At 69.5% G+C, this 19,492-nt stretch carries 15 protein-coding genes; 7 read left to right on the top strand and 8 right to left on the bottom strand.

Annotation, left to right across the window (positions count from 1 at the left end; translation table 11 throughout):
- The first annotated feature begins 7 nt into the window (after nucleotides 1-7).
- Together ASC98_RS17510 and ASC98_RS17505 are read left to right on the top strand one after the other, a co-directional pair.
- On the top strand, nucleotides 8-628 hold the full coding sequence (locus ASC98_RS17510) for a hypothetical protein (protein WP_056811193.1): 621 nt from the start codon (nucleotides 8-10) through the stop codon (nucleotides 626-628).
- Nucleotides 625-1,578 (top strand): hypothetical protein, encoded by a 954-nt coding sequence (locus tag ASC98_RS17505; RefSeq protein ID WP_056811195.1) that lies wholly within the window; start codon nucleotides 625-627, stop codon nucleotides 1,576-1,578. The genes ASC98_RS17510 and ASC98_RS17505 overlap by 4 nt, the downstream gene beginning before the upstream one ends.
- A gap of 45 nt (nucleotides 1,579-1,623) precedes the next feature.
- On the opposite strand, the gene ASC98_RS17500 is transcribed toward ASC98_RS17505, so the two are convergent.
- Nucleotides 1,624-2,466, bottom strand: coding sequence for an alpha/beta fold hydrolase (locus tag ASC98_RS17500; protein ID WP_056811201.1), 843 nt, complete (start codon nucleotides 2,464-2,466; stop codon nucleotides 1,624-1,626).
- A 220-nt stretch (nucleotides 2,467-2,686) separates the two neighbouring features.
- Here ASC98_RS17500 and ASC98_RS17495 point away from each other — a divergent pair, with 220 nt between their 5' ends.
- A complete protein-coding gene (locus tag ASC98_RS17495) occupies nucleotides 2,687-3,109 on the top strand; it encodes a hypothetical protein (protein WP_056811205.1) in 423 nt (140 codons plus the stop codon).
- Here the strand turns inward: ASC98_RS17495 and ASC98_RS17490 are convergent.
- Both ASC98_RS17490 and ASC98_RS17485 read right to left on the bottom strand, forming a co-directional pair.
- Nucleotides 3,078-4,472 carry a sigma-54 dependent transcriptional regulator gene (locus tag ASC98_RS17490; protein ID WP_056811208.1) on the bottom strand — a complete coding sequence of 465 codons (1,395 nt, stop codon included), beginning with the start codon at nucleotides 4,470-4,472 and terminating at the stop codon, nucleotides 3,078-3,080. The genes ASC98_RS17495 and ASC98_RS17490 overlap by 32 nt on opposite strands.
- Entirely contained in the window at nucleotides 4,469-6,283 is a 1,815-nt protein-coding gene (locus ASC98_RS17485) for a sensor histidine kinase KdpD (protein WP_056811210.1), read from the bottom strand. The genes ASC98_RS17490 and ASC98_RS17485 overlap by 4 nt, the downstream gene beginning before the upstream one ends.
- Nucleotides 6,284-6,446: 163 nt before the next feature.
- Here ASC98_RS17485 and ASC98_RS17480 point away from each other — a divergent pair, with 163 nt between their 5' ends.
- A complete protein-coding gene (locus tag ASC98_RS17480; protein WP_157597718.1) occupies nucleotides 6,447-7,127 on the top strand; it encodes a DUF4166 domain-containing protein in 681 nt (226 codons plus the stop codon).
- Nucleotides 7,128-7,138: 11 nt separating this feature from the next.
- A complete protein-coding gene (locus ASC98_RS17475) occupies nucleotides 7,139-8,749 on the top strand; it encodes a TIGR01777 family oxidoreductase (protein WP_157597717.1) in 1,611 nt (536 codons plus the stop codon).
- Between the two features lie 462 nt (nucleotides 8,750-9,211).
- Here ASC98_RS17475 and ASC98_RS17465 read toward each other — a convergent pair whose 3' ends face one another.
- Together ASC98_RS17465 and ASC98_RS17460 are read right to left on the bottom strand one after the other, a co-directional pair.
- Nucleotides 9,212-9,769: a helix-turn-helix domain-containing protein gene (locus tag ASC98_RS17465; protein WP_056811213.1), complete on the bottom strand. Its 558-nt coding sequence runs from the start codon at nucleotides 9,767-9,769 to the stop codon at nucleotides 9,212-9,214.
- Nucleotides 9,766-12,249: a DEAD/DEAH box helicase gene (locus ASC98_RS17460; protein ID WP_056811216.1), complete on the bottom strand. Its 2,484-nt coding sequence runs from the start codon at nucleotides 12,247-12,249 to the stop codon at nucleotides 9,766-9,768. Before ASC98_RS17460 ends, ASC98_RS17465 begins: the two co-directional genes overlap by 4 nt.
- A 221-nt stretch (nucleotides 12,250-12,470) precedes the next feature.
- On the opposite strand from ASC98_RS17460, the gene ASC98_RS17455 reads away from it, so the two are divergent.
- On the top strand, nucleotides 12,471-13,823 hold the full coding sequence (locus ASC98_RS17455) for a hypothetical protein (RefSeq protein WP_157597716.1): 1,353 nt from the start codon (nucleotides 12,471-12,473) through the stop codon (nucleotides 13,821-13,823).
- 31 nt (nucleotides 13,824-13,854) lie between these two features.
- On the opposite strand, the gene ASC98_RS17450 is transcribed toward ASC98_RS17455, so the two are convergent.
- On the bottom strand, nucleotides 13,855-14,442 hold the full coding sequence (locus ASC98_RS17450) for a GNAT family N-acetyltransferase (RefSeq protein WP_056811221.1): 588 nt from the start codon (nucleotides 14,440-14,442) through the stop codon (nucleotides 13,855-13,857).
- Nucleotides 14,443-14,555: 113 nt separating this feature from the next.
- Here ASC98_RS17450 and ASC98_RS17445 point away from each other — a divergent pair, with 113 nt between their 5' ends.
- Nucleotides 14,556-16,040 carry a PLP-dependent aminotransferase family protein gene (locus tag ASC98_RS17445; protein WP_056811223.1) on the top strand — a complete coding sequence of 495 codons (1,485 nt, stop codon included), beginning with the start codon at nucleotides 14,556-14,558 and terminating at the stop codon, nucleotides 16,038-16,040.
- A gap of 50 nt (nucleotides 16,041-16,090) precedes the next feature.
- On the opposite strand, the gene ASC98_RS17440 is transcribed toward ASC98_RS17445, so the two are convergent.
- Both ASC98_RS17440 and ASC98_RS17435 read right to left on the bottom strand, forming a co-directional pair.
- Nucleotides 16,091-18,097 carry a patatin-like phospholipase family protein gene (locus ASC98_RS17440; protein WP_056811226.1) on the bottom strand — a complete coding sequence of 669 codons (2,007 nt, stop codon included), beginning with the start codon at nucleotides 18,095-18,097 and terminating at the stop codon, nucleotides 16,091-16,093.
- Entirely contained in the window at nucleotides 18,094-19,467 is a 1,374-nt protein-coding gene (locus ASC98_RS17435; RefSeq protein ID WP_162249232.1) for a hypothetical protein, read from the bottom strand. Before ASC98_RS17435 ends, ASC98_RS17440 begins: the two co-directional genes overlap by 4 nt.
- Nucleotides 19,468-19,492 lie beyond the last annotated feature (25 nt).

Raw genomic sequence — 19,492 nt, 5'->3', positions numbered from 1 at the left:
CGGCGCCTTGCTGCTGGCACTTGTCGCACCGCTGACGCTGTTGAGTGAAACACGGCTCAAGGAAGCCGTGGAGACTGTCTTCGGCGGCTGCCTCTTCGTGTTGGAGGTCGCAGACACGGCAACCGTCAATCAAGTCGAAGTACGCGGCTACATGACCGGCAAGACGCCGGACTCCATCGACCTCACGTTCCGCACAAGGGGTGAGTTGATCAACAAGCTCAGGTTTCGGGACGGCATCCTCGTCGAACCCGCAACGGCTTTCTCGAGCCTGCTCCTCCATCCGTTGGCCGGGCAAACCTGCCCCGGCAAGCTGTGCGAGGCGCCGCAGACAATCCTGAAGCCCACCGAGACGATGACCATTCGCTTGCCCTACCCGTCTGCGAATTTCGACTACCGCTTCACCGCGGAGCTTTCCGAGCCGGCGAAAGGTCGGTCAGCGGCCGGGCGCCTCGTCGTGTTCTCGATCGCAGACGCCACCAAGGCATCGACTTGCCGCGTCGAGGGGCCGAATCCGTTCAACGTGATGGCCCGCCTCGACAAGCTTCAACGATTCGGCGCGTACTGCGCCATCCTGCTGGCCGGAACCCTCCTGGTCATGACCTTCAAGCGATGGGGAGACAAACCATGACGTACCTCCAACTGCTGGCTGGCACGGCGCTGCTCATCGGTGCATCGGCTCAAGCGCAGCCTGCGGCCAAGCCGAAGTCGACATCGATCCAGCTGACGGTCATGAAGCAGGTTTCTTCCAACGGGAGCCCATTGCCATTCGGCAGCGTCGGCAAGTTCTCGATCGCGATGTCCGATACGCCGATCGAGAAAGCCTGTCCTTCCAATTCAAGTACCACCGGCTTCGCGTTCTGCAAGCTCGATTGCGATCCGGACGACGCCACTCCGATCACATTGATCGTGCGCGCCCCTGGTGCCGACCGCGTCCCCGGCTACGAGGCGCCGGTCAGCGAAGAGCTGTCACTGACGGGTTGTCAGCCGAACCGAGGAACGATCGCGTTCGTCTACAAGACGTTGGACATCGCATTGGCCGAACTGTTGAAATCGAGCCCGCAGGTGGCCCGCGCCGTCATCGGCCCGGCGCCCTCCTGGGCGGGAAATCCCTTTGCTGCTCTGCGACCGTTCGACCAGGCCGCCCCGGCCTTGAAGCAACTCGCCGCAGCAAGGGAGCCGGGATTGGAGCGCTTCTCGCGGATCATGCGAGACGCAGAGCTGTCGCCCCGCTCGCCGAGCGCGGGCGAAGCGACCCCATGGAACAAGCCTGCGGCCGACTATTCCACCGGCACGCGCAGCATCCTGCTCAACAGCGCCGCAACGCGCAGCCTCGGCGCCGATGCGAGCATCAAGCTGACCCCGATCACCAAGGACCCGCTGACGCTGTACAAATCCAGGGTCGGGCTGGCGAGCGAGTTGCAGAAAAAGCCAACCAAGTCGCCGTTCGATCTGGCGCTCGAAGCTGAATTGCGTCGCACGACCCCCTCGACCACCACCGCCAAGGAGGCCGAGCCGATGGATTGGCGAGCCATCGAGCGGGCCCATCCGTACAAGATCGCGCCCGCTGCAAAGCCGTGACGCGGGTTACCGCCTCGCAGAGGCGGCAATCGCGCCGCCTGGATCTCAGTCCTTGAAGAACGCCAACAAGTCGGGGTTGATCACGTCGGCATGCGTCGTGCACATGCCGTGCGGCAGCCCCGGGTAGACCTTCAGCGTGCCCTTCTTCAGCAGCTTGATCGCGAGCAGCGCCGAATCGGCGATCGGCACGATCTGGTCGTCGTCGCCGTGCATCACGAGTGTCGGCACGTCGATCTTCTTCAGGTCGTCGGTGAAGTCGGTTTCGGAGAAGGCCTTCACGCAGTCGTGGTGGGCCTTGATGCCGCCCGCCATGCCCTGCAGCCACCAGTGCTGGCGGATGCCTTCGGAGACCTTCGCATCCGGCCGGTTGTAGCCGTAGAACGGCAGCGTGATGTCGCGGTAGAACTCGGCCCGGTTGCCGGCCACGCCGGCGCGGATGCCGTCGAACACCTCCATCGGCAGGCCTTGCGGGTTGCTCGCGCTCTTCAGCATCACCGGCGGCACCGCGCCGATCAGCACGGCCTTGGCCACGCGCTTGCTGCCGTGGCGGCCCAGGTAGCGCGCCACCTCGCCACCGCCGGTGGAGTGGCCGACGTGGATCGCGTCGCGCAGGTCCAGCGCGTCGGTCAGCGCGGCCAGGTCGTCGGCATAGTGGTCCATGTCGTTGCCCTCCCAGGTCTGGGTCGAGCGGCCGTGGCCCCGGCGGTCGTGCGCGATCACGCGGTAGCCCTTCGAGAGGAAGTACAGCATCTGCGTGTCCCAGTCGTCGGAACTCAGCGGCCAGCCGTGCGAGAAGACGATCGGCTGGCCGGTGCCCCAGTCCTTGTAGAAGATCCGGACGCCGTCCTTCGTGGTGATGGTGTTGTCGCCTCGGGTGTGGGAGCTCATCGTGTTGTCCTTCCTGTGGGTTGAGTGCCAAGCGGCCGTTGATTGCATCACCTGCAGATGACAGTGGCAACGATTTCCCCCAAGAAGGAGACGCACCAAGGCCGTGCACCCAGGGTGGTGTCGTTCTCATGCGCGGACTTCGCCGCGCGAACGATTTCAGGATCTAGAGTCGCCCGCCTCATTTCCGAAGGGCATCGCGAACCTTGTTCTGGGCGATTTCATGAAGCGGGTGATGGTCCTTTTCGCCTCCGGACTGGCAGGTCTCGCACTCTGCCTGCTGGCCGTCATGCTGTCCGATGCCACACGGCTCGCACCACACTTCCCTGCCCCCGCAGGCGAGGACGACTTCGCCATTCGCGCCAGCGGGTTCTTCTTCGGCGTCTGCCCTGCCTTCTTCCTGATCGGCGCGTGGATCGGCCATCGGTCGCTCGGCAGTCCGAAGCGATGGCTGGCCGCCTGGACGAGGGGCGTCATCGGCACGCTGGTGGTCCTCGCCTGTGTCCGCCTGATGCAACCCGTGCTCGACACCTTGACCGAGGGCCGCACTGCCACGCATGCCGCGCTGGCCTTCTTCGTCGCGTGGGCCGCCGCGACGGCACTCGGCGCCGGGCTCAGCGCAAGCCGAGTCGCGTCAGCTTCTTGATCAAGCCCACGCGCGAGATGCCGAGCCGCCGCGCCGCTTCCGACTGGTTGCCGCCGACCGCCGTCATCGCGTCGCGCACCAGGCGCAGCTCCAGTTCGGTCAGCGCCGCATCGAGCGGGCCGGCGGCGTCGCTGCCCGGTGGCGTGTGCTGTGCCCCGGCCACCTCGGCCGGGTCGCCGCTCGCCAGCCGCAGCAGGTCGGCATCGACCTCGCGCTGGTCGGGCAGCAGCAGCGCGCCGGCCGACTCCACCACCGCCTTCAGCTCGCGCACGTTGCCCGGCCATTCGCGCGCGGTGAGCCACGCCAACGCACCTGCCGACAACCCGGCCTTCGGCGCCACGCGGTGCAGGAAGCGCGTCGCGAGCACCGGCACGTCGGCCGGCCGCTCGGCCAGCGACGGCGTGCGCAGCACCACGCCCTTCAGGCGGTAGAACAGGTCTTCGCGGAACGAGCCGTCGCGCACCATCGCTTCGAGGTCGCGGTGGGTCGCGGCCACCACGCGCGCCTCGGCCTTCTTCTGCACCCGCCCGCCGACCGGCACGAAGCTGCCCTCCTGCAGGAAGCGCAGCAGCTTCACCTGCATCGGCGGCGGCATCTCGCCGACCTCGTCGAGGAACAGCGTGCCGCCGTGCGCCGCCTCGACCAGGCCGGGCTGGTCGCGGTACGCCCCGGTGAAGCTGCCCTTCATGTGGCCGAACAGCTCGCTCTCCAGCAGTTCGGCCGACAACGCGCCGCAGTGGATGGCGACGAACGGCCCGTCGCGCCGCGTGCTGCAGGCATGCAGCGCGCGCGCCACCAGCTCCTTGCCGGTGCCGGTGGGGCCGAGCACCAGCACGCTGACGCCGGTCTGCGCGACGCGACGCACCATCGCCCGCAGCTGCGCGGTGGCCGGCGCCTGGCCGACGATGCCGAGGTCGTCGGCGGCCTGCGCGGTGCGCAGCGTGGCGATCTCGGCGTCGAGACGCGCCTTGCGCAACGCCCGTGCGACGACGAAGCGCAGCATGTCGGGGTCGATCGGCTTGGTGAGGAAGTCCCACGCGCCCAGCTCGGTCGCCCGCAGCGCCAGCTCATGCTCGCCGTGGCCGGTCAGCACGACGACCGGCACGCGCGCGAAGCGCGGGATCAGCTCCAGGCCGATCTCGGGGTCCATGTGCGGCGGCATCGCCAGGTCGAGCAGCACCAGCTCGGGCCGCTGCCGCGCAAAGGCCTCAAGCGCCTGCTCGCCGTCGCCGGCGAGCGTCACCTCGTGGCCGAGCCCGCGCAGGAAGCCGCCACCCAGGCGCTGGAACGCGGCTTCGTCGTCGACCAGCAGCACGCGGCCGGTGTCGGTCAGGGCCTCGGGGGTCTCGGGGATCTGGCTCATGTCGTCGTCCTGGGAAAGCTCAGCGTGAAGCAGGTGCGCCACGGCGCGCGCTCGGTCAGCGCGACGCTGCCGCCGTGCGCACTCATCACGCGCGCGACGATCGCGAGACCGAGCCCGGTGCCGCCGGGGCTGCGCGACGCGAACGGTTCGAACAGCCGCTCGCGCACCTCGGCCGGCACGCCGGGGCCGTTGTCGCAGATGTGCAGCAGCAGCGCGCCGTCGATCGCCTCGGCATCGATGTGGACACCGGCGCCATCCTGCTGCGCATCGGCCGCCGCGGTGCGGGCGTTCTCGACCAGGTTGGTCAGCGCCTGGTCGACGCGCCGCGCATCGGCCTCGACGATCAGCTCGCCGTCGAGTCCCGGGCCGAGACTCAATGCCGGCAGGCGGCGCGCCGCGGTGCGCACATGCGCTGCCAGGTCGATCGGCGCGGTGCTCAGCTTCCAGGGCTTCGCATAGTCGAGCAGGTCGCGCGTCAGGTGCGAGATGCGCGCGACCTGGTCGGCCACCTCGCGCCGGGTTTCGGCGGGCGCCAGGGCCACCGCCATCGAGATGATGTTCAGCGGGTTGCGGATGTCGTGCGCGACGGTGGCCGCCAGCGAACCCAGCTCGGCGAGCCGCGCCTGCAATTGCCGCTCGCGCTCGCGCTCGGCGATCTGGCGCGCCTGCTCGACGCGGGCCGCCGCATCGGCGACGACGCTGCCGAACAGCTCGGCCACCTGGCGCGGGCCCGGCGGCGCGGCCTCCCAGCCGTGCAGCGTGGTGGTCCAGCCTTCGCTGCCCGCGATGCACACCAGCGACGGCGCCTGTGCCGGCGCGGCCGGCAACTCGCCCACGTGCACCTCCACCCGCGTGCCGATCCGCTGGCTCAGCAGCGACGCCGCGCGCTCGGCCAGCGCCTGCGGCGTCTCGGGGGCCTGCAGTGCACGCCGCCAGGCGCCCAGGTCGTCCACCGACACCTCGCCGCCGGGGTACACCAGCCGCTCGGCAAAGCGGCGCACCGGCCCGTTCAGCGCGAGGCAGCTGGCCGCGACCGCGAGCCCGCCGATCCAGCGCGACTCGATCGGCAGCAGCGGCGTCAGCGCGACGATCGCCGCGCCCAGCGCCAGCAGCAGCGCCCACACCAGCGCGCGGCGCGCCCAGGCGTTCGCGACGAACACGCCGTAGCGCAGGATGCCGTACACGAGGATCAGCGGATAGAACGGCAGCCCGAGCAGCGGGAACGGGTAGACCGGCCAGTCGAGCACCGCGATGCCGTAGCCGGTGAGGCACAGCATGCCCCACAGGCACGAGGCGGTGACGGCCGCGATCTGGTTGAAATACTGGTTGAACCCGGGGCGACGCGCCCGCATCAGCGTGTGCAGCAGCACCGAGACGCCGCCGATGCCGAGGATCACCCAGGCCATGCTGGCGATCCAGCCGCTGAGGTCGGCGATCGCGATCCAGCCGATGTCGCGGTGCGCGACCAGGTGGCCGGGCACCAGGATCTCGGCCGCGATCGTCGAGATCGCTCCCAGCGCGTAGGCCGCCGCGACGCCGGCGCGGCCGATCTCGACGCGGCAGAACACCACGCAGAAGTGGAAGAAGAACGACGAGGTGAGCGGCGCGGTCGCGAGCAGCGCCATCGTCAGGCGCTCGACGCCGGGACCGAACCAGTTCGGCAGCTCGTTGCCGGTGATCCAGATCGCGATGCCGGTCAGGAAGGCGGCCAGCAGCCGCGCCCCCGCGACCCGGTCGGCCCACCACAGCAGCACGCCGGCCAGCGCCAGGGTTTCGAACAGGGCAAAGGCCAGGGTGGCGTGGATCAGCATGCGGGGAGACCTGTCAACCAGGTTGACGACCAGGGGTTCGCGCACTGTATACGAAGTATGCAGGTTGAAACACAAAGTCCAATCAAATCAATGGCTTGCGTGAGTCACGCAGGGTGGTCCGGTTCTCGCGATAGAGGTGTGTCAGCCACCTTCGAACAACACCATGACTGCCCTCACCGCCCTGCTTGCCACCCGCCTTCGCCGCGCCGCTGCACCGAGCAGCCCGTCGCGCGCCGCGCCGCTCGACCTGGCCGCGCTGGTCGGCCCCGCCGGCTGGAGCCGGCTGCCGGCCGCGGTGCAACGCCGCTTCGGCTGTGCCCACGCCGACACCACTTACATCGGCCACATGGAACTCGGCTGCTCGCGCATCGGTGGCTTGTATGCGCTGGCGACACGGTTGTTCGGCGGGCCGCTGACGCGCATCCGGGCGAGCGGCGTGACGACCACGGTGCGCGTCAGCGACGACGGCCGCGGCGGTGTCGTGTGGGAGCGCGGCTTCCACCGCAGCGCGATGCTCGGTGCGGACCCTGTGCGCACCGTGCGCTCGACGAAGCAGCTCGACCGCGATGGCCGCCTGATCGAGCGCACCGACGGCGGCCTGAGCATGGCGCTCGACGTCTTCGAGGAACGCGGCTCGCTGGTCTTCCAGAGCCGCGGCTTCTCGCTGGTGTGGGGCCGGCTGCGCGTGCCGGTGCCGACGCTGCTGACACCGGGCACCTGCCGCGTCGTGCACACCGACCTGGGCCATGGCTTCTTCCGCTTCACGCTGTCGATGGTGCATCCGCTGTGGGGCGAGACCTTCCACCAGTCCGGCGTGTTCGCCGATCCCTGCACCGACGTTTGAGAGGACCTGCCATGACCACGATCTTTCTGCTGCTGTCCGTCCAGGCCGTGATGGGCGCGTTCGACAACCTGTGGCACCACGAGCTGCAGGCGCGGCTGCCGCAGCGCGCGTCGGCGCGCCACGAGCTCGCGTTGCATTCGGCTCGCGAGGCGATCTACGGCATCGTCTTCATCGGGCTGGGCTGGTTCGAATGGCGCGGTGCGTTCGCCGCGGCGATGGCCGGGCTGCTGGCCGTCGAGGTGGTGATCACGCTGGCGGATTTCCTCGAAGAAGACCGCACGCGGGCGCTGCCGCCGTTCGAGCGGCTGCTGCACACGCTGCTGACGATCAGCTACGGCGCCTTCATCGCGCTGATCGCGCCGGTGCTGTGGGGCTGGTCACGGCAGCCGAGCGCGCTGGTGGTGACGCCGCAGGGCGAGCATGCGTGGGTGTCGTGGCTTTTCACGCTGTACGGCATCGGCGTGCTGGCGTGGAGCGTGCGCAATGCGCTGGCGGCGCGGCGGCTCGGCCGCGTGCAGCCGGTGCCCGCGGTGACGCCGCAGCCCTCGCACCGGATCGAGCCGGCGGTGCTCGTCACCGGCGCGACCGGCTTCGTCGGCAGCGCGCTGGTGGCCTCGCTGCGGCGCGACGGCGGCCGCGTGATCGCGTTGTCGCGCGACCTGCGGCAGGCACGCGCGAGCTTCGGCCCGGGCGTGTGGGTGGTCGACAGCCTGGAGGCGATTCCGTCGGAGACGCGCATCGATGCGGTCGTGCACCTGGCCGGCGCGCGCGTGCTCGGCATGCCGTGGACGGCGGCGCGGCGCCGCGAGCTGCTGGCGAGCCGGGTCGATGTGACGGCCGGGCTGCTCGGGTTGATGCGAAGGCTGCAGCAGGCGCCGCGCGTGATGGTCAGCGCATCGGCGGTGGGGTTCTATGGGGCATCGCCCGAGGGCACGTTCGAGCCGCTCGACGAGGCCGCAGCGCCCCGCCCCGGCGAATTCCAGTCCGACCTGTGTACCGCGATCGAGCACGAGGCGCGGCGTGCCGAAGCGCTCGGCGTGCGTGTCGTGCGGATGCGTTTCGGCGTGGTGCTCGGTCGCGGCGATGGTGCGTACCCGATGCTGGCACTGGCCGCGCGCTTCGGGCTGGGCGCCGTGCTTGGCAGCGGGCGGCAGGCTGCGCCGTGGATCCACCTGGACGACGCGGTCGGGCTGGTCCGCTTCGCGATGGACCGCGATGACGTCGACGGTGCGTTGAATGGCGTCGCGCCCGAAACACTGCCGCAAGCCGCGTTCGCCGATGCAATGGCGGCCTCGTTCGGCCGCCGCGTGCGGCTGCACATGCCGGCGGCGCCGATGCGCGCGCTGGCGGGCGAGATGGCGACACTGCTGCTCGACGGGCAGAACGCGGTGCCGCGTGCGGCACTGGCGGCGGGCTACAGGTTCAGGTTTGCCGCGCTTGCTGCGGCGCTGGCCGATCTGGCAGGTGCCGGAGCGCCGCTCACAGCCTCGCTCCCGACGACATCGCCACCGACAGCAAGTTCACTGTCTGCTCGAGGCCATCACGATGCAAGGCGTGGAGCATGGCCTGTGGATCAGGCTGTGACGTCAGGTCCTGCCGGAAGTGCCGAAACGCCGAGATGAAGTCGGGCTCGGACCTCGAGAGCAGGTGCGAGAGAAAGTCATCCGGCCGTCGCACCTCGATACCCATCGCTTGCAGAGTCCGAACCTTGAAGTCGCGGACATTGCGCGTGACGAGCGCAACGTGCCGTACACCGGGGTACGCCTTTGCATGCAGCAGGTAGCGGGCACACGCGGCGACGTGCACGTCTTTGGTCGAGCGAACGCCGGTCTGCACGAAGGCGAACAGGCGTTGGACATCGTGTGTGTCGATCATTGCAGCCGGGAGCGCCTCGTTGAGACGGTCCTCCAGAACGCGTGCGTCGGCCAGGTTCTTCTTCCTGCCGGTGTCGACCAAGGCCCTGCTCATCTCCCCGAGGATCAGCGAAGACCAATGCAAGCTGAGCAGACCCTGGTAGTCCAGGTAGACGAACAACCCCCGCGTCGTTGCGGCGAACAACGTGTCTGCGTCGGCCACCACGGGATTCACGGCGCGCCGAATATCTCGTCGTCGAGATCACCGGCGAGTCGCTTCAATGCCTTGGCCTGGCGCAAGCGTTCAGCGGATTGCCACGCCAGGACCTCGCTCCTGAGCACCCGGCGCTGATTGCCGACGCGTTGATGCAAGGCAATGGCGCCGCCGTCGATCAATCGAACCACGAACGGACGCGACACCCCCAGCAACTTGGCGGCCTGTTCGGTGGTCAGCACGTCGTCCGGCCGCGTGGCGCTTTCGTCGGTGGTGCTTGAGCTCGCAGAGAGTTCGGCTCCTGCGCCTTGCAGCGCGTCCGACAGATCGCGCTGAAGCGCCCTCCGAGTGGCGGGGGTCAAACGGACGTGCCGTCCGATGATCGAGATCAGGCGGTCGGTCGGCACGGACACGCGCAGCACCAGTTGCGTCTCTCCCAGAGGTGGCAACGCCGAACGCTGCGATGCGGACCTGCGGGCGTTGGCGGAGGACTTGGAATTCACGCCCCGATCGTACTCGAATCCCTCGAAACTCGCGAAACGACCGCCCTGCTGGCGCAACTGTCGCTCGGTCACGCCAGCGGTGCCAGCAACGCCTTCAAATCCGCCTCGCTGAACTTCACACTCGCCTCGCCGTCGACGCCCAGCACGCCTTCGGCCAGCGCCTCCTTGCGCTGCTGCAGCGCCAGCATGCGCTCCTCGATGCTGCCCTCCACCACCAGCTTGTAGACGAACACCGGCTGGTCCTGGCCGATGCGGTGCGCGCGCGCGGTCGCCTGCTGCTCGACCGCCGGGTTCCACCACGGGTCGAGGTGGATCACGGTGTCGGCCGCCGTCAGGTTCAGCCCGACGCCGCCGGCCTTCAGGCTCAGCAGCATCAGCGGCAGCTCGCGCTGCTGGAAACGCCGCACCACATCACCGCGCTCGGCCGGCGGCGTCTCGCCGGTCAGCACCAGGTGCGGCAGGTTCAGCGCGGTCAGCTCGTCGGCCACCAGCCCGAGCATCTCGGTGAACTGCGAGAACACCAGGATGCGCCGCCCCTCCTCCAGCAGCTCGGGCAGCGTCGCGCGCAGCCACTCCAGCTTCGCGCGCTCCATCGTCGGCGCCATCGCGGTGCCCTTCAGCAGGTACGGGTCGCAGCACACCTGCCGCAGCTTCAACAGCGCATCGAGGATGCTGATCTGCGCGCCGCCGAAGCCGGTGCGCTTCAGCAGCCGCCGCACCAGCTCGTCGGCGGCCACGCGCACGCTCTCGTACAGCGCACGCTGCTGGCCTTCGAGCTGCACGCGGTGGACGATCTCGGTCAACGGCTGCAGCTCGGTCGCGACCTCGTCCTTGCGGCGGCGCAGGATGAACGGCCGCACGCGCTGCGCGAGCAGTTGCGCGCGCAAGGTCTCGCCCTGCGTCTCGATCGGCTTGCGCCAGATTCTCTGGAACGAGCGCGTGTCACCGAGGAAGCCAGGCATCAGGAAATCGAAATGCGCCCACAGCTCGCCGAGGTGGTTTTCCAGCGGCGTTCCGGTCACGCACAGCCGGTGGCGCGACTGCAGCCGGCGCAGCGCGGTGGCCGCGCGGCTGGCGGCGTTCTTCACCATCTGCGCTTCGTCGAGCACCACCAGGTGCCACGGCTGTTGCGCGAGCGTGCCGATGTCGCGCCACAGCAGCGGGTAGGTCGTCAGCACCAGGTCGTGGCCGGCCGCATCGCCGAAGCGCTTCGCGCGGTCGGTGCCGTGCAGCGTCAGCACGCGCAGCGCCGGCGCGATGCGCGCGGCCTCGGCCTGCCAGTTCGCGATCAGCGTGGTCGGCAGCACCACCAGCGCCGGCAGGTCGAGCCGCCCGGCCTGCTGCTCGACCAGCAGGTGGGCCAGCACCTGGGCCGTCTTGCCGAGGCCCATGTCGTCGGCCAGGATGCCGGCGAGGTGCTGCTCGCGCAGGTACTGCAGCCAGGCCACGCCGTGCCGCTGGTAGGCGCGCAGTTCGAGCCCGAGGCCGGCGGGCGACTCCACCGGTGGTGGCGTGCCGGCCGCGCGCAGGCGCTGCGTCAGCTCGGTCAGGCCGGCATCGCCCTGCAGCTGCCAGCGGCCGTGCTCGCCGGCGCGCGCGGCCTGCGTGTCCATCAGGCTCAGCCGCAGCGCCTCGATGCGCTGGGCCTCCCAGCTGGACAGCTTCATCGGGCCTTCCTGCCGCTTCGGATCGGTCAGCAGGTCCAGCATCGCGCTGACGATGGCCTTCAACGGGCCGGCCGGCGTCTCGATGCCGCGCCCGCCCTTGCCCCGGCGCAGCATCACGATCTTGTCGTCGGGGATGTCGGCCACGTGCTGCGCATCCAGCCATTGCGGCTGGCGCTTGAACAGGTCGACCAGCAGCGGTGCCAGGTCGACCGGCTCGCCGTCGACCTCGATCCCCAGGCTCACCATGAACGAGCCCTCGCGCTTCGGCTGGCCGAGCGACGCGAGCGGCTGCTGGTGGCGCGACGGCGCGTCGACCAGCTCGCGCCCCTGCTCGGCCCCGGTGACCGGGTCGATCAGCAGGCGCCAGCGCTCCACCGGCGCGCTCATGTGCGCGAAGCCCGGCGCCACCACCACCGACCAGCCGAGGCCCTGCAGGCGCGGCACCTGGTCGAGCCAGAAGTCGCCGAACTGCACTTCTTCGGGCAGCGTCCACAGCTGCGGATGGCCCTCGCCGGCCTCGGCGCTGCGCCATTGCAGCGCCTGCATCGGCAAGGGCCGCAGGCCGGTGGACCACAGCAGGTCCATCGCATCGGCCTCGGCGGCCAGGTCACGTTCGAGCACCACGCGCTCGTTCCACGCGCCGCGCAGCAGCTCGGTCGGCGCAGGGCGCTTGCCGAGCACGCTGGTCGGCGCGGGCGTTTCCCAGTGCAGGCCGGGCGCGGCTTCGTAGGTCCACTCGATGCGCGCGACGCTCAGCTTCGGGCCGCGCGGGCCGAAGCCGTTCATCGCGCGCATGCCGAGCAGGCCGTCGCCGCGGGTCAGGGTCTGCAAGGTCAGTCGGGGGCGCAGCGGGACGGCGGCGGGCGGGTCGGAGGGCAAGGGCATGCGGGGATTGTCGGTGCGGCCGGGACTACCAGCTCGCATGGACCGGATGCAACTCACTTGCGGACGGTTGGAACTGCGCGCATCGCCTCGGGCACTCAAGGCCACCTTCCTCATCGAGCCATGGCATGTCAGTCGGAAAATCCTCGCCCCAGTCCTGTCGCGCATCCGCTCCGCTCAGCATCTCCCTCCCCGGTGCGCCGCCGAAGAGCTGCGCTCACTTGATGCCTTCGACGCCCTGCACTCAAGAGGCATGGCACGAGACCACGCTGAACTGCCTGCGCACGGACGATCATGCGGGGCTGGACTGGCTCAGCCGTCATCAGCTGAGCAACGCATCGCCATCAGGCCCAAGGGTCGTCGAGGCACGCATGGCGTCGGCGCCGGCCATCGACCTGCATGTGCCCGAGTCGCCTGTTCTGGATCGCACGGCGTTGATCGGGCTGTTCCGATGGTTGGCCGTCGCCGGGTCGCACCCGGTTGCCGTCGATCTGTCGGGTCAGCAACTGGAACCTGCAATGGCGGATGCGCTGGCCGACATGCTGAAAAAGACAGTCCGCTTGACATCACTGAAGTTGATCGACTGCATGCTCCCGGACGCAGACGTTCAGAAGGTTTGCACCGCAATGGCAGACAACAAAAGCGTGCTCGCGTTGCACTTGTGCGACAACACCTGCCCGCAATCCGCATCGGCCATCGCACTGATGCTTCAGCAGAACTCGACACTCAAAACCCTCGCACTGGAGTCGTGCGGGCTGGAGGAAACCGGCATCGAGGCGATCGGCACGGCGGCCTCGAACAACCGAATCCTGGAAGAACTGCATCTGGGCGACAACGAGTGGGGGGACAAGGGCTGGTCGGCGATGACAACCGTCCTGGAAAACGCTGCCTTGCTCGACCTGCGAATGGGTTTGGTGGAACGACCGCTGGAGACAGTGTTTGCCGCCTTCTGCGAGGCCCTGGAGAACAACACAACCCTCAAACGCCTCACGTTCGGAGACGAAAACGAGTTGAGCCGTGCTCAAGCCGACTGCCTGAACCAGGCGTTGGAAAAGAACGCTTCTCTTGACCACCTGGAAATGTTGTGTCGCCCGTTCACTTCGCTGTCCGGCTCCAGCCAGGAGCCCGCTCACAGAGGCTGGATCAACAACTGCCGGCTGCGATCGGTGTCGCTGGAGGCACTCCGCTTCACGCAACCCGAGTGCGATGCGTTGACTTCCCTGTTGGAGCACAGCGAGAGCCGCTTGACTTCCCTGGCTCTCAAAGCCTTCAACGTCACGGGAGATGTTCGTCGCTCCCTCGTCAACGCGATCACCAAGAACCGGAATCTGAAACATCTTGAAGTCGATCGCGGGGCCGTGGGCATCTCCGGAGATCAAAGTGACGCGATTGATCGCGCGTTGGAGCGGAACCGAAAACTGCACGTGGCCGCAGGCAAGGCCGTGCACCAGTTGTGGAACAGGTCTGGCCCGAGCTGGCCCACCGACATGGCCATTGAATTGGGCGAAGCGTTCGCAGACTGTACGACCGGCAGCACGATGACCGCGGTCGTGGAGGCGCTGTTCATCAAGGTTTGAACACGCACCGCCTTGTCACCCGCGCCACTCGTCAACGCGGCTTGTCCATCTGCCACTGCAGGTGCGCCTGCACCGCCGGCCACTCCGCCCGCGTGATGCTGTAGACGCAGGTGTCGCGCAGCAGCCCGTTGGGCATGCGCTGGTGGCTGCGCAGGATGCCGTCGAGCTTGGCGCCCAGCCGCTCGATCGCGCGGCGGCTCTGCTGGTTGAAGAAGTTGGTGCGGAACTCGACCGCGATCGCGTCGTGCTCGAAGGCGTGCGACAGCAGCAGCAGCTTGCACTCGGTGTTGAAGCCGCTGCGCTGCACGCTCGCGGCGGTCCAGGTGGAGCCGATCTCGGCGCGCTGGTTCGCCGCGTCGATGTTCATGAAGGTCGTCATGCCGACGACGCGGCCGGCGGCATCGCGCGTCGTGAACGGCACCATGCTGCCCTTGCGCTGCAGGTCGAGGCGGCGTTCGATCTCGGCCCGCATCGCCTGCGGCGCCGGGACCGCGGTGTACCAGAGGTTCCACAGTTCGCCGTCGCGCACCGCGGCGATCAGGTCCTGCTCGTGGTCGGGCGACAGCGGCTCCAGCGAAGCGTGCGAGCCTTGCAGGCTAAGGGGGGTGAGCCAGGTCATCGTTGTTGTCCTTGCCGGGGTTTTCAGGTGTCCCTGCAATCCAGGGTGCCCTACATTACCTGCGGTGTGGCACCTTGAAAAGCGCCACGGATTCTCAATTCGATGGTGCCACGATGACCAGCTCCGTGCCGCAGTCCCTGCTCGATGCGCCGCTGTCGCGCGAACGCGGCCCTGCCTCGCTGCAACGCCAGCTCCACGACCGCCTGAAGCAGGCGATCCTCGGCGCCCACCTGGCGCCGGGCAGCCGGCTGCCGGGCTCGCGCGCACTCGCCGAGGCGCTGGCCATCTCGCGCAACACGGTGACCACCGTGTACGACCTGCTCGCGGCCGAGGGCTACCTGCTGCCCGACCGGCAGGGCACCCGCGTCGCGGCGCTGACCCGCCTGGCGCCGATCCGCACGCCCCACGGCGCCACGCAGCGTGTCGCCACGCAGCGCAGTGCGGCGCCCCCGGTGGCGCGGCGGCTGTCGGCGATCCGCGTCGAACCGGTCCGCCCCGATGGCGACGTCGCGCTGCGCCCCGGCGTGCCCGCGCTGGCCCAGTTCCCGCTGGCCGAGTGGCGGCGTGCGCTGGACCGCGTGATGCGCGGCACCGGGCCGTCGGTGCTGGGCTATGGCGACCCGTTCGGCGAGCCGGCGCTGCGCCACGCGATCGCCCGCCACCTGAGCGTCGCGCGCGGCGTGCGCTGCACGGCGGCGCAAGTGGTCGTCACCGAAGGCGCCATGGAGGCGCTGGCGCTGTGCGCGCGGCTGCTGGCGAACCCCGGCGACACCGCGTGGGTCGAGGACCCGGGCTACCGCGGCGCGCGCACCGCGATGCATGCGGCCGACCTGCAGATCGTGCCGATGCGCGTCGATGCCGAAGGGCTGTGCGTGCGCGACGCCGACTGGGCCGCGCGGCCGCCGCGGTTGATCTACGCGACGCCGTCGCACCAGTATCCGTCGGGCGCGGTGATGAGCGCGGCGCGCCGGCTCGAGCTGATCGCCAACGCGCAACGCCACGGCGCGTGGATCATCGAGGACGACTACGACAGCGAGTTCCGCCATGCCGGCGAGCCGATCGGCGCCATGCAGGGCCTGGTGGCGCAGGCGCCGGTGCTGTACGTCGGCACCTTCAGCAAGACGATGTTCCCGTCGTTGCGGCTCGGCTTCCTGGTGCTGCCCGAGGCGCTCGCGGCGCGCCTGCGGGCGCCGCTCGAACAGCTGCTGCGCGGTGGTCATCGCCATGAGCAGCTGGCGCTCGCCGGGTTCATCGAGAGCGGCGCGTTCGGCCGCCACCTGGGCCGCATGCGCCGGCTGTACCGGCAGCGCCAGGCCGCGCTGCGCGAGGCCTTGTCGCGCCACCTGCGCGTGCCGCATGCGATCGACGGTGGGCACTGCGGATTGCACCTGACGGTGCGGCTGCCGGGCCGGTACCCCGACGCCGGCATCGCCGCCGAAGCGCTGCACCACGGCATGGCGCCGGCCGCGTTGTCGAGCTTCGCGATGCAGGCGTCGGCGGACGACAACGGCCTGGTACTCGGCTACGGCAACACGCCGGCCGAGCGCTTCGAGCCGCTGGTGAAGCGGCTGTCGCAGCTCGCGCGGGCGGCGGGGTAGCAGCGCGGGGATGGGCTGCGGCCTGAGCCGGTACCTGGCCACACGAGCGATCACACCGGCGTGCGCAGCCGCAACTCCGGTGCCGGCACCGGCTGGTACGGCTGCCTCGCATCGTTGATGCGGAACCGTTCCTCCAGCTGCTCGATGCCGGCCAACAGGGCCTGCAGCTGCTCGGCCTCGCCGTCGTCCAAGGTGCGCGCACCGTCGTCCTGGCCGCGCAGCGGCTGCACGTCCACGGCCGCATCGATCGCCTGCCGCATCGGCAGCGTGTGCGCCTGGCTCGCCGCCGCCGACGTCGCACCCGCCAGCCACCCGCGCAGCCCCACCAGCAACGCCTGCAGCCGCACCCAGCGCTGCTCGCGCCAGGCCCGCGTCGCGCGCTGGCCGGGGGCATCGGCATAGCGCTCGACGAACAAGCGACCGCTGGCGGTGCCATAGCGGCGCGCCATCCGCAGGATGCGCTTGCGCGGCATGCCGATGTGCAGCTCGCCCTCGCCCGGCCGCAGCGCAAGCCGCGCAACCCGGTTGCGCGCGGTCGCCAGGCGCATCGCGCTGCGGTCCTGCCAGTCCTTCGCGGTCAGGCCGGCGGCCAGCAGGAAGCCCGCCAGGAAACCCAGCGGCTTGTCGGCCCGCTCGCGCGCCTGCACCGGCGTGCCGGGGTCGGTCGGGTCGAAGCGCTGCCAGCTGTCGCGGCTGCCTTGCAGGTGCGTCTCGGGCAGCCACACGAACACGTTGCGCCGGAACGGATTGCGCTGGCCCAGCCACAGCCCGAAGGTCGGCCAGCGCGGCACGGCCGCATCGAACAGGTGGATCGGGAAGTTCGAGCACAGCCCGCCGTCGGAGAACCAGCAGCGCTTCAGCACCCGATCCTTGCGCGGCATCTCGTGGTCGACCGCCCACAGCGGCACCGCCGAGAACAGCAGCGGAAAGCTCAGGCTCAGGCGCGCCGCGACGACGATCGGCAGGTCGCCGCGCGGCAACTCCAGCAGGCCCACGCTCTGCGCTGCCTCACCAGCCGGTGGGTCGAAGGCGCTCGACGGCGCATAGGGCCGCGCCACCTTCACCATCGCGTCGACCACGCGGTCGGGGAAGAACAGCCTGAGCGCCCGGGGCTCGAAGTACACGCGGTCGGTCTCGTCCTGCAGCGGCAAGCGGTAGGGCCGGCCGTGCGTCACGTTGGTCGTGATCAGTTCCAGGTTGATCGAGCGCAGCCGGCGGTCGTCGCCATCGCGCACCGCCACGCGCGGCGCGCCCGGCGAAAGCGGGGCCGACCACAGGTCGCGGAAGGTCAGCGGCGCATCCTCGCGGCCGAGGCCGGCGGCGAGCTGGATGCCCTTGTCCAGCCATTCGACGAGACCGGGGTCGGTCTTCGGGTCGCGGCCCGCTTGCATCTTGCCGCGGCACAGGCCGAGGTCGTTCTTCACCAGGCCGTCGATCAGGTCGGGCTTGAGGCCGAACCAGATCACCGCACCGACGACGCAGATCGGGATCGCCAGCGCGAAGCCGAGCAGGCTGCCCCAGCTGAAAGGCGGGATCAGCGCGCAATCGGCCGCGATCAGCAACCCCAACGCGCCGCCCCACAGCGCCGGCTTGCGGTAGCTGCGCAAGACCGGCCACCCCAGCCGCAGCCAGCGTGGCACGCGGCTGCGGCGCGCCTCGCCATAGATGTCCACCGCCCCGACGAACAGGTCGAACAAGCGCTGCCCCCGCGGTGCCGGCTGGAACAGCGACAGCATCGTCGTGCGCAGCCCGCGCGGCCCCGGCTTCGCCAGATCGCCCGGCGCTCGCCGCAGCACCTCGAAGCCGTCGTCGTGGCCGTTGCGCCGCCCGTACTCCGCGGCCGCCGCGAGCGCCGCCGCCATCGCGCCCACCGACGTCCCGCCGATGCTCTTGAACCGGAACGCCCGCGCGATCTCGAGGATCGCCCAGGGGTAGACGACACCGCTCGCAACGCCGCCGGTCAGCACCAGGTCGCAGAAGCGGTCGTCGGGCGGGCGCTCGGTCAGCGGCTCGGGCAGCTCGACGACATCCTCGCCGGTGTCCAGCGGCGCCGTCATCGAAAGGCTTCCCGGTCCACCTCGTCGATCCACAGGTGGCCGTCGTCCTCGGTCGCGAGCTGCTCCAGGCCGTCGCTCGTCGGGTACAGCAGGTAGGCCGTGCCGCGCGTGCGCACGAACGGCTTCAGGCCCTTGAACTCCGTCACGCCGCCGCGCTGCGCCGCGTCACCGGGCAGCACGAAGCGCGCATCGGGATCCTCATGGTGCGAAGCCAGTGGATCCTTCGCGTTGCCCTCGTCGAGGTTGCCCATCGGCACCCGGTCGGCCCATTCGCCCAGCAGGTGCTCGAACTGGTTCTCGATGCTGCTGCAGAAGAACAGGCCGAGCAGGCCGCGCTCGGCATCGGCCGACTTGTCTTCCTCCCAGGTTCTCCCGTACGGCGCGCCACGACGCATCAACGGGCGATGCCGCAGCTGGTGCGCAATCTCCCCGCCGCGGGGATTCATCCGCCGGATGTGCGAGCCGAACGGGCAGCCCTTGCCTTCCAGATCGCTCGCGTAGCCGAAATCATCTTCGGGCTCGCCGACAGGTTCCTGCGTCTCCGGATGGATGCGCCGACCGTCCCGAAAGCGGCCACACAGCTTGGCCCGCACGAGTTCGATCGCCGAGGTTTCCTTGATCGCACCGCCGCTGCCTTTGACGATCTGCCTGGCTTGCTCCTCCAGGTAGCCGCGGAACGCCGGCTCGTCCTGCTCCATCTGCCGCAGTACGCCAAAGCTCGCCTCGCAGAAGAACGACCTGACCGCCTGCGGCTGCGCGGCCAATGCCCAGGGGTTCGCACCGCCGTCGTCCGGGTGGCCGAGCAGGAACTCGCCGGGGTTGTGCATCGAGACCGGCAACAGCTTCCTCGTCCGGTTCGGATCATCCGACCAGCCACGGATACCGACCTTCGACAGGCCGTCGCGATAGCCGAAGTGCACCCAGCGCTCGTCCGTCTTGCCATGCGTGAAGTTCTCACCCCGCAAAGGCTTCTCGGCCACTCGCACTTGTAACTCGCCGGCCAGTCTGCGCACGCGCTCCACCAGCTTGGCAGCCGCCGCATCGTCCGTGTAGTGAAGGCTGACCACGGCGTGCAGCGCTTCAAGCTGAAAGTCGCCGTCCCAGCGATCCGGTGCACTCGATCCCGTGTCGCCCAACCGCGTGGCAGCCTGCACCGGTGCGCCGAGGTGGAACGACGGTGCGAGCTTCTGCAGCACCAGTTGCACATGGCAAGGCAGGCCCAGCGCTTCCAACCCGCGGTAGGTGAAGCCGACGCTGAGTTGGGGATCCGACTCGGGATCGCGCGCACGCGACGTGTAAGTCACGTCCTTGCTCAGCGCGCCGAGGAACTTGCGCGCCAGCGAGCCCTTGCCGTTGAACTTGAGCAGCAAGTGCTGCACTCCCAGTTGTTTCGGC

The organism is Rhizobacter sp. Root1238 (assembly GCF_001425825.1).
In the GTDB taxonomy this organism is placed as follows: domain Bacteria; phylum Pseudomonadota; class Gammaproteobacteria; order Burkholderiales; family Burkholderiaceae_C; genus Rhizobacter.
Note: the sequence above shows the minus strand (reverse complement) of the source record. Positions and strands in the feature narration are given on the sequence as shown.

Coding starts and splice junctions, on each gene's coding strand:
- ASC98_RS17480 (WP_157597718.1), top strand. CDS start 6,447: ATGACTGCCCTCACCGCCCTGCTTGCCACCCGCCTTCGCCGCGCCGCT.
- ASC98_RS17505 (WP_056811195.1), top strand. CDS start 625: ATGACGTACCTCCAACTGCTGGCTGGCACGGCGCTGCTCATCGGTGCA.
- ASC98_RS17485 (WP_056811210.1), bottom strand. CDS start 6,283: ATGCTGATCCACGCCACCCTGGCCTTTGCCCTGTTCGAAACCCTGGCG.
- ASC98_RS17495 (WP_056811205.1), top strand. CDS start 2,687: ATGAAGCGGGTGATGGTCCTTTTCGCCTCCGGACTGGCAGGTCTCGCA.
- ASC98_RS17450 (WP_056811221.1), bottom strand. CDS start 14,442: ATGACCTGGCTCACCCCCCTTAGCCTGCAAGGCTCGCACGCTTCGCTG.
- ASC98_RS17460 (WP_056811216.1), bottom strand. CDS start 12,249: ATGCCCTTGCCCTCCGACCCGCCCGCCGCCGTCCCGCTGCGCCCCCGA.
- ASC98_RS17445 (WP_056811223.1), top strand. CDS start 14,556: ATGACCAGCTCCGTGCCGCAGTCCCTGCTCGATGCGCCGCTGTCGCGC.
- ASC98_RS17490 (WP_056811208.1), bottom strand. CDS start 4,472: ATGAGCCAGATCCCCGAGACCCCCGAGGCCCTGACCGACACCGGCCGC.
- ASC98_RS17440 (WP_056811226.1), bottom strand. CDS start 18,097: ATGACGGCGCCGCTGGACACCGGCGAGGATGTCGTCGAGCTGCCCGAG.
- ASC98_RS17455 (WP_157597716.1), top strand. CDS start 12,471: ATGCCTTCGACGCCCTGCACTCAAGAGGCATGGCACGAGACCACGCTG.
- ASC98_RS17475 (WP_157597717.1), top strand. CDS start 7,139: ATGACCACGATCTTTCTGCTGCTGTCCGTCCAGGCCGTGATGGGCGCG.
- ASC98_RS17500 (WP_056811201.1), bottom strand. CDS start 2,466: ATGAGCTCCCACACCCGAGGCGACAACACCATCACCACGAAGGACGGC.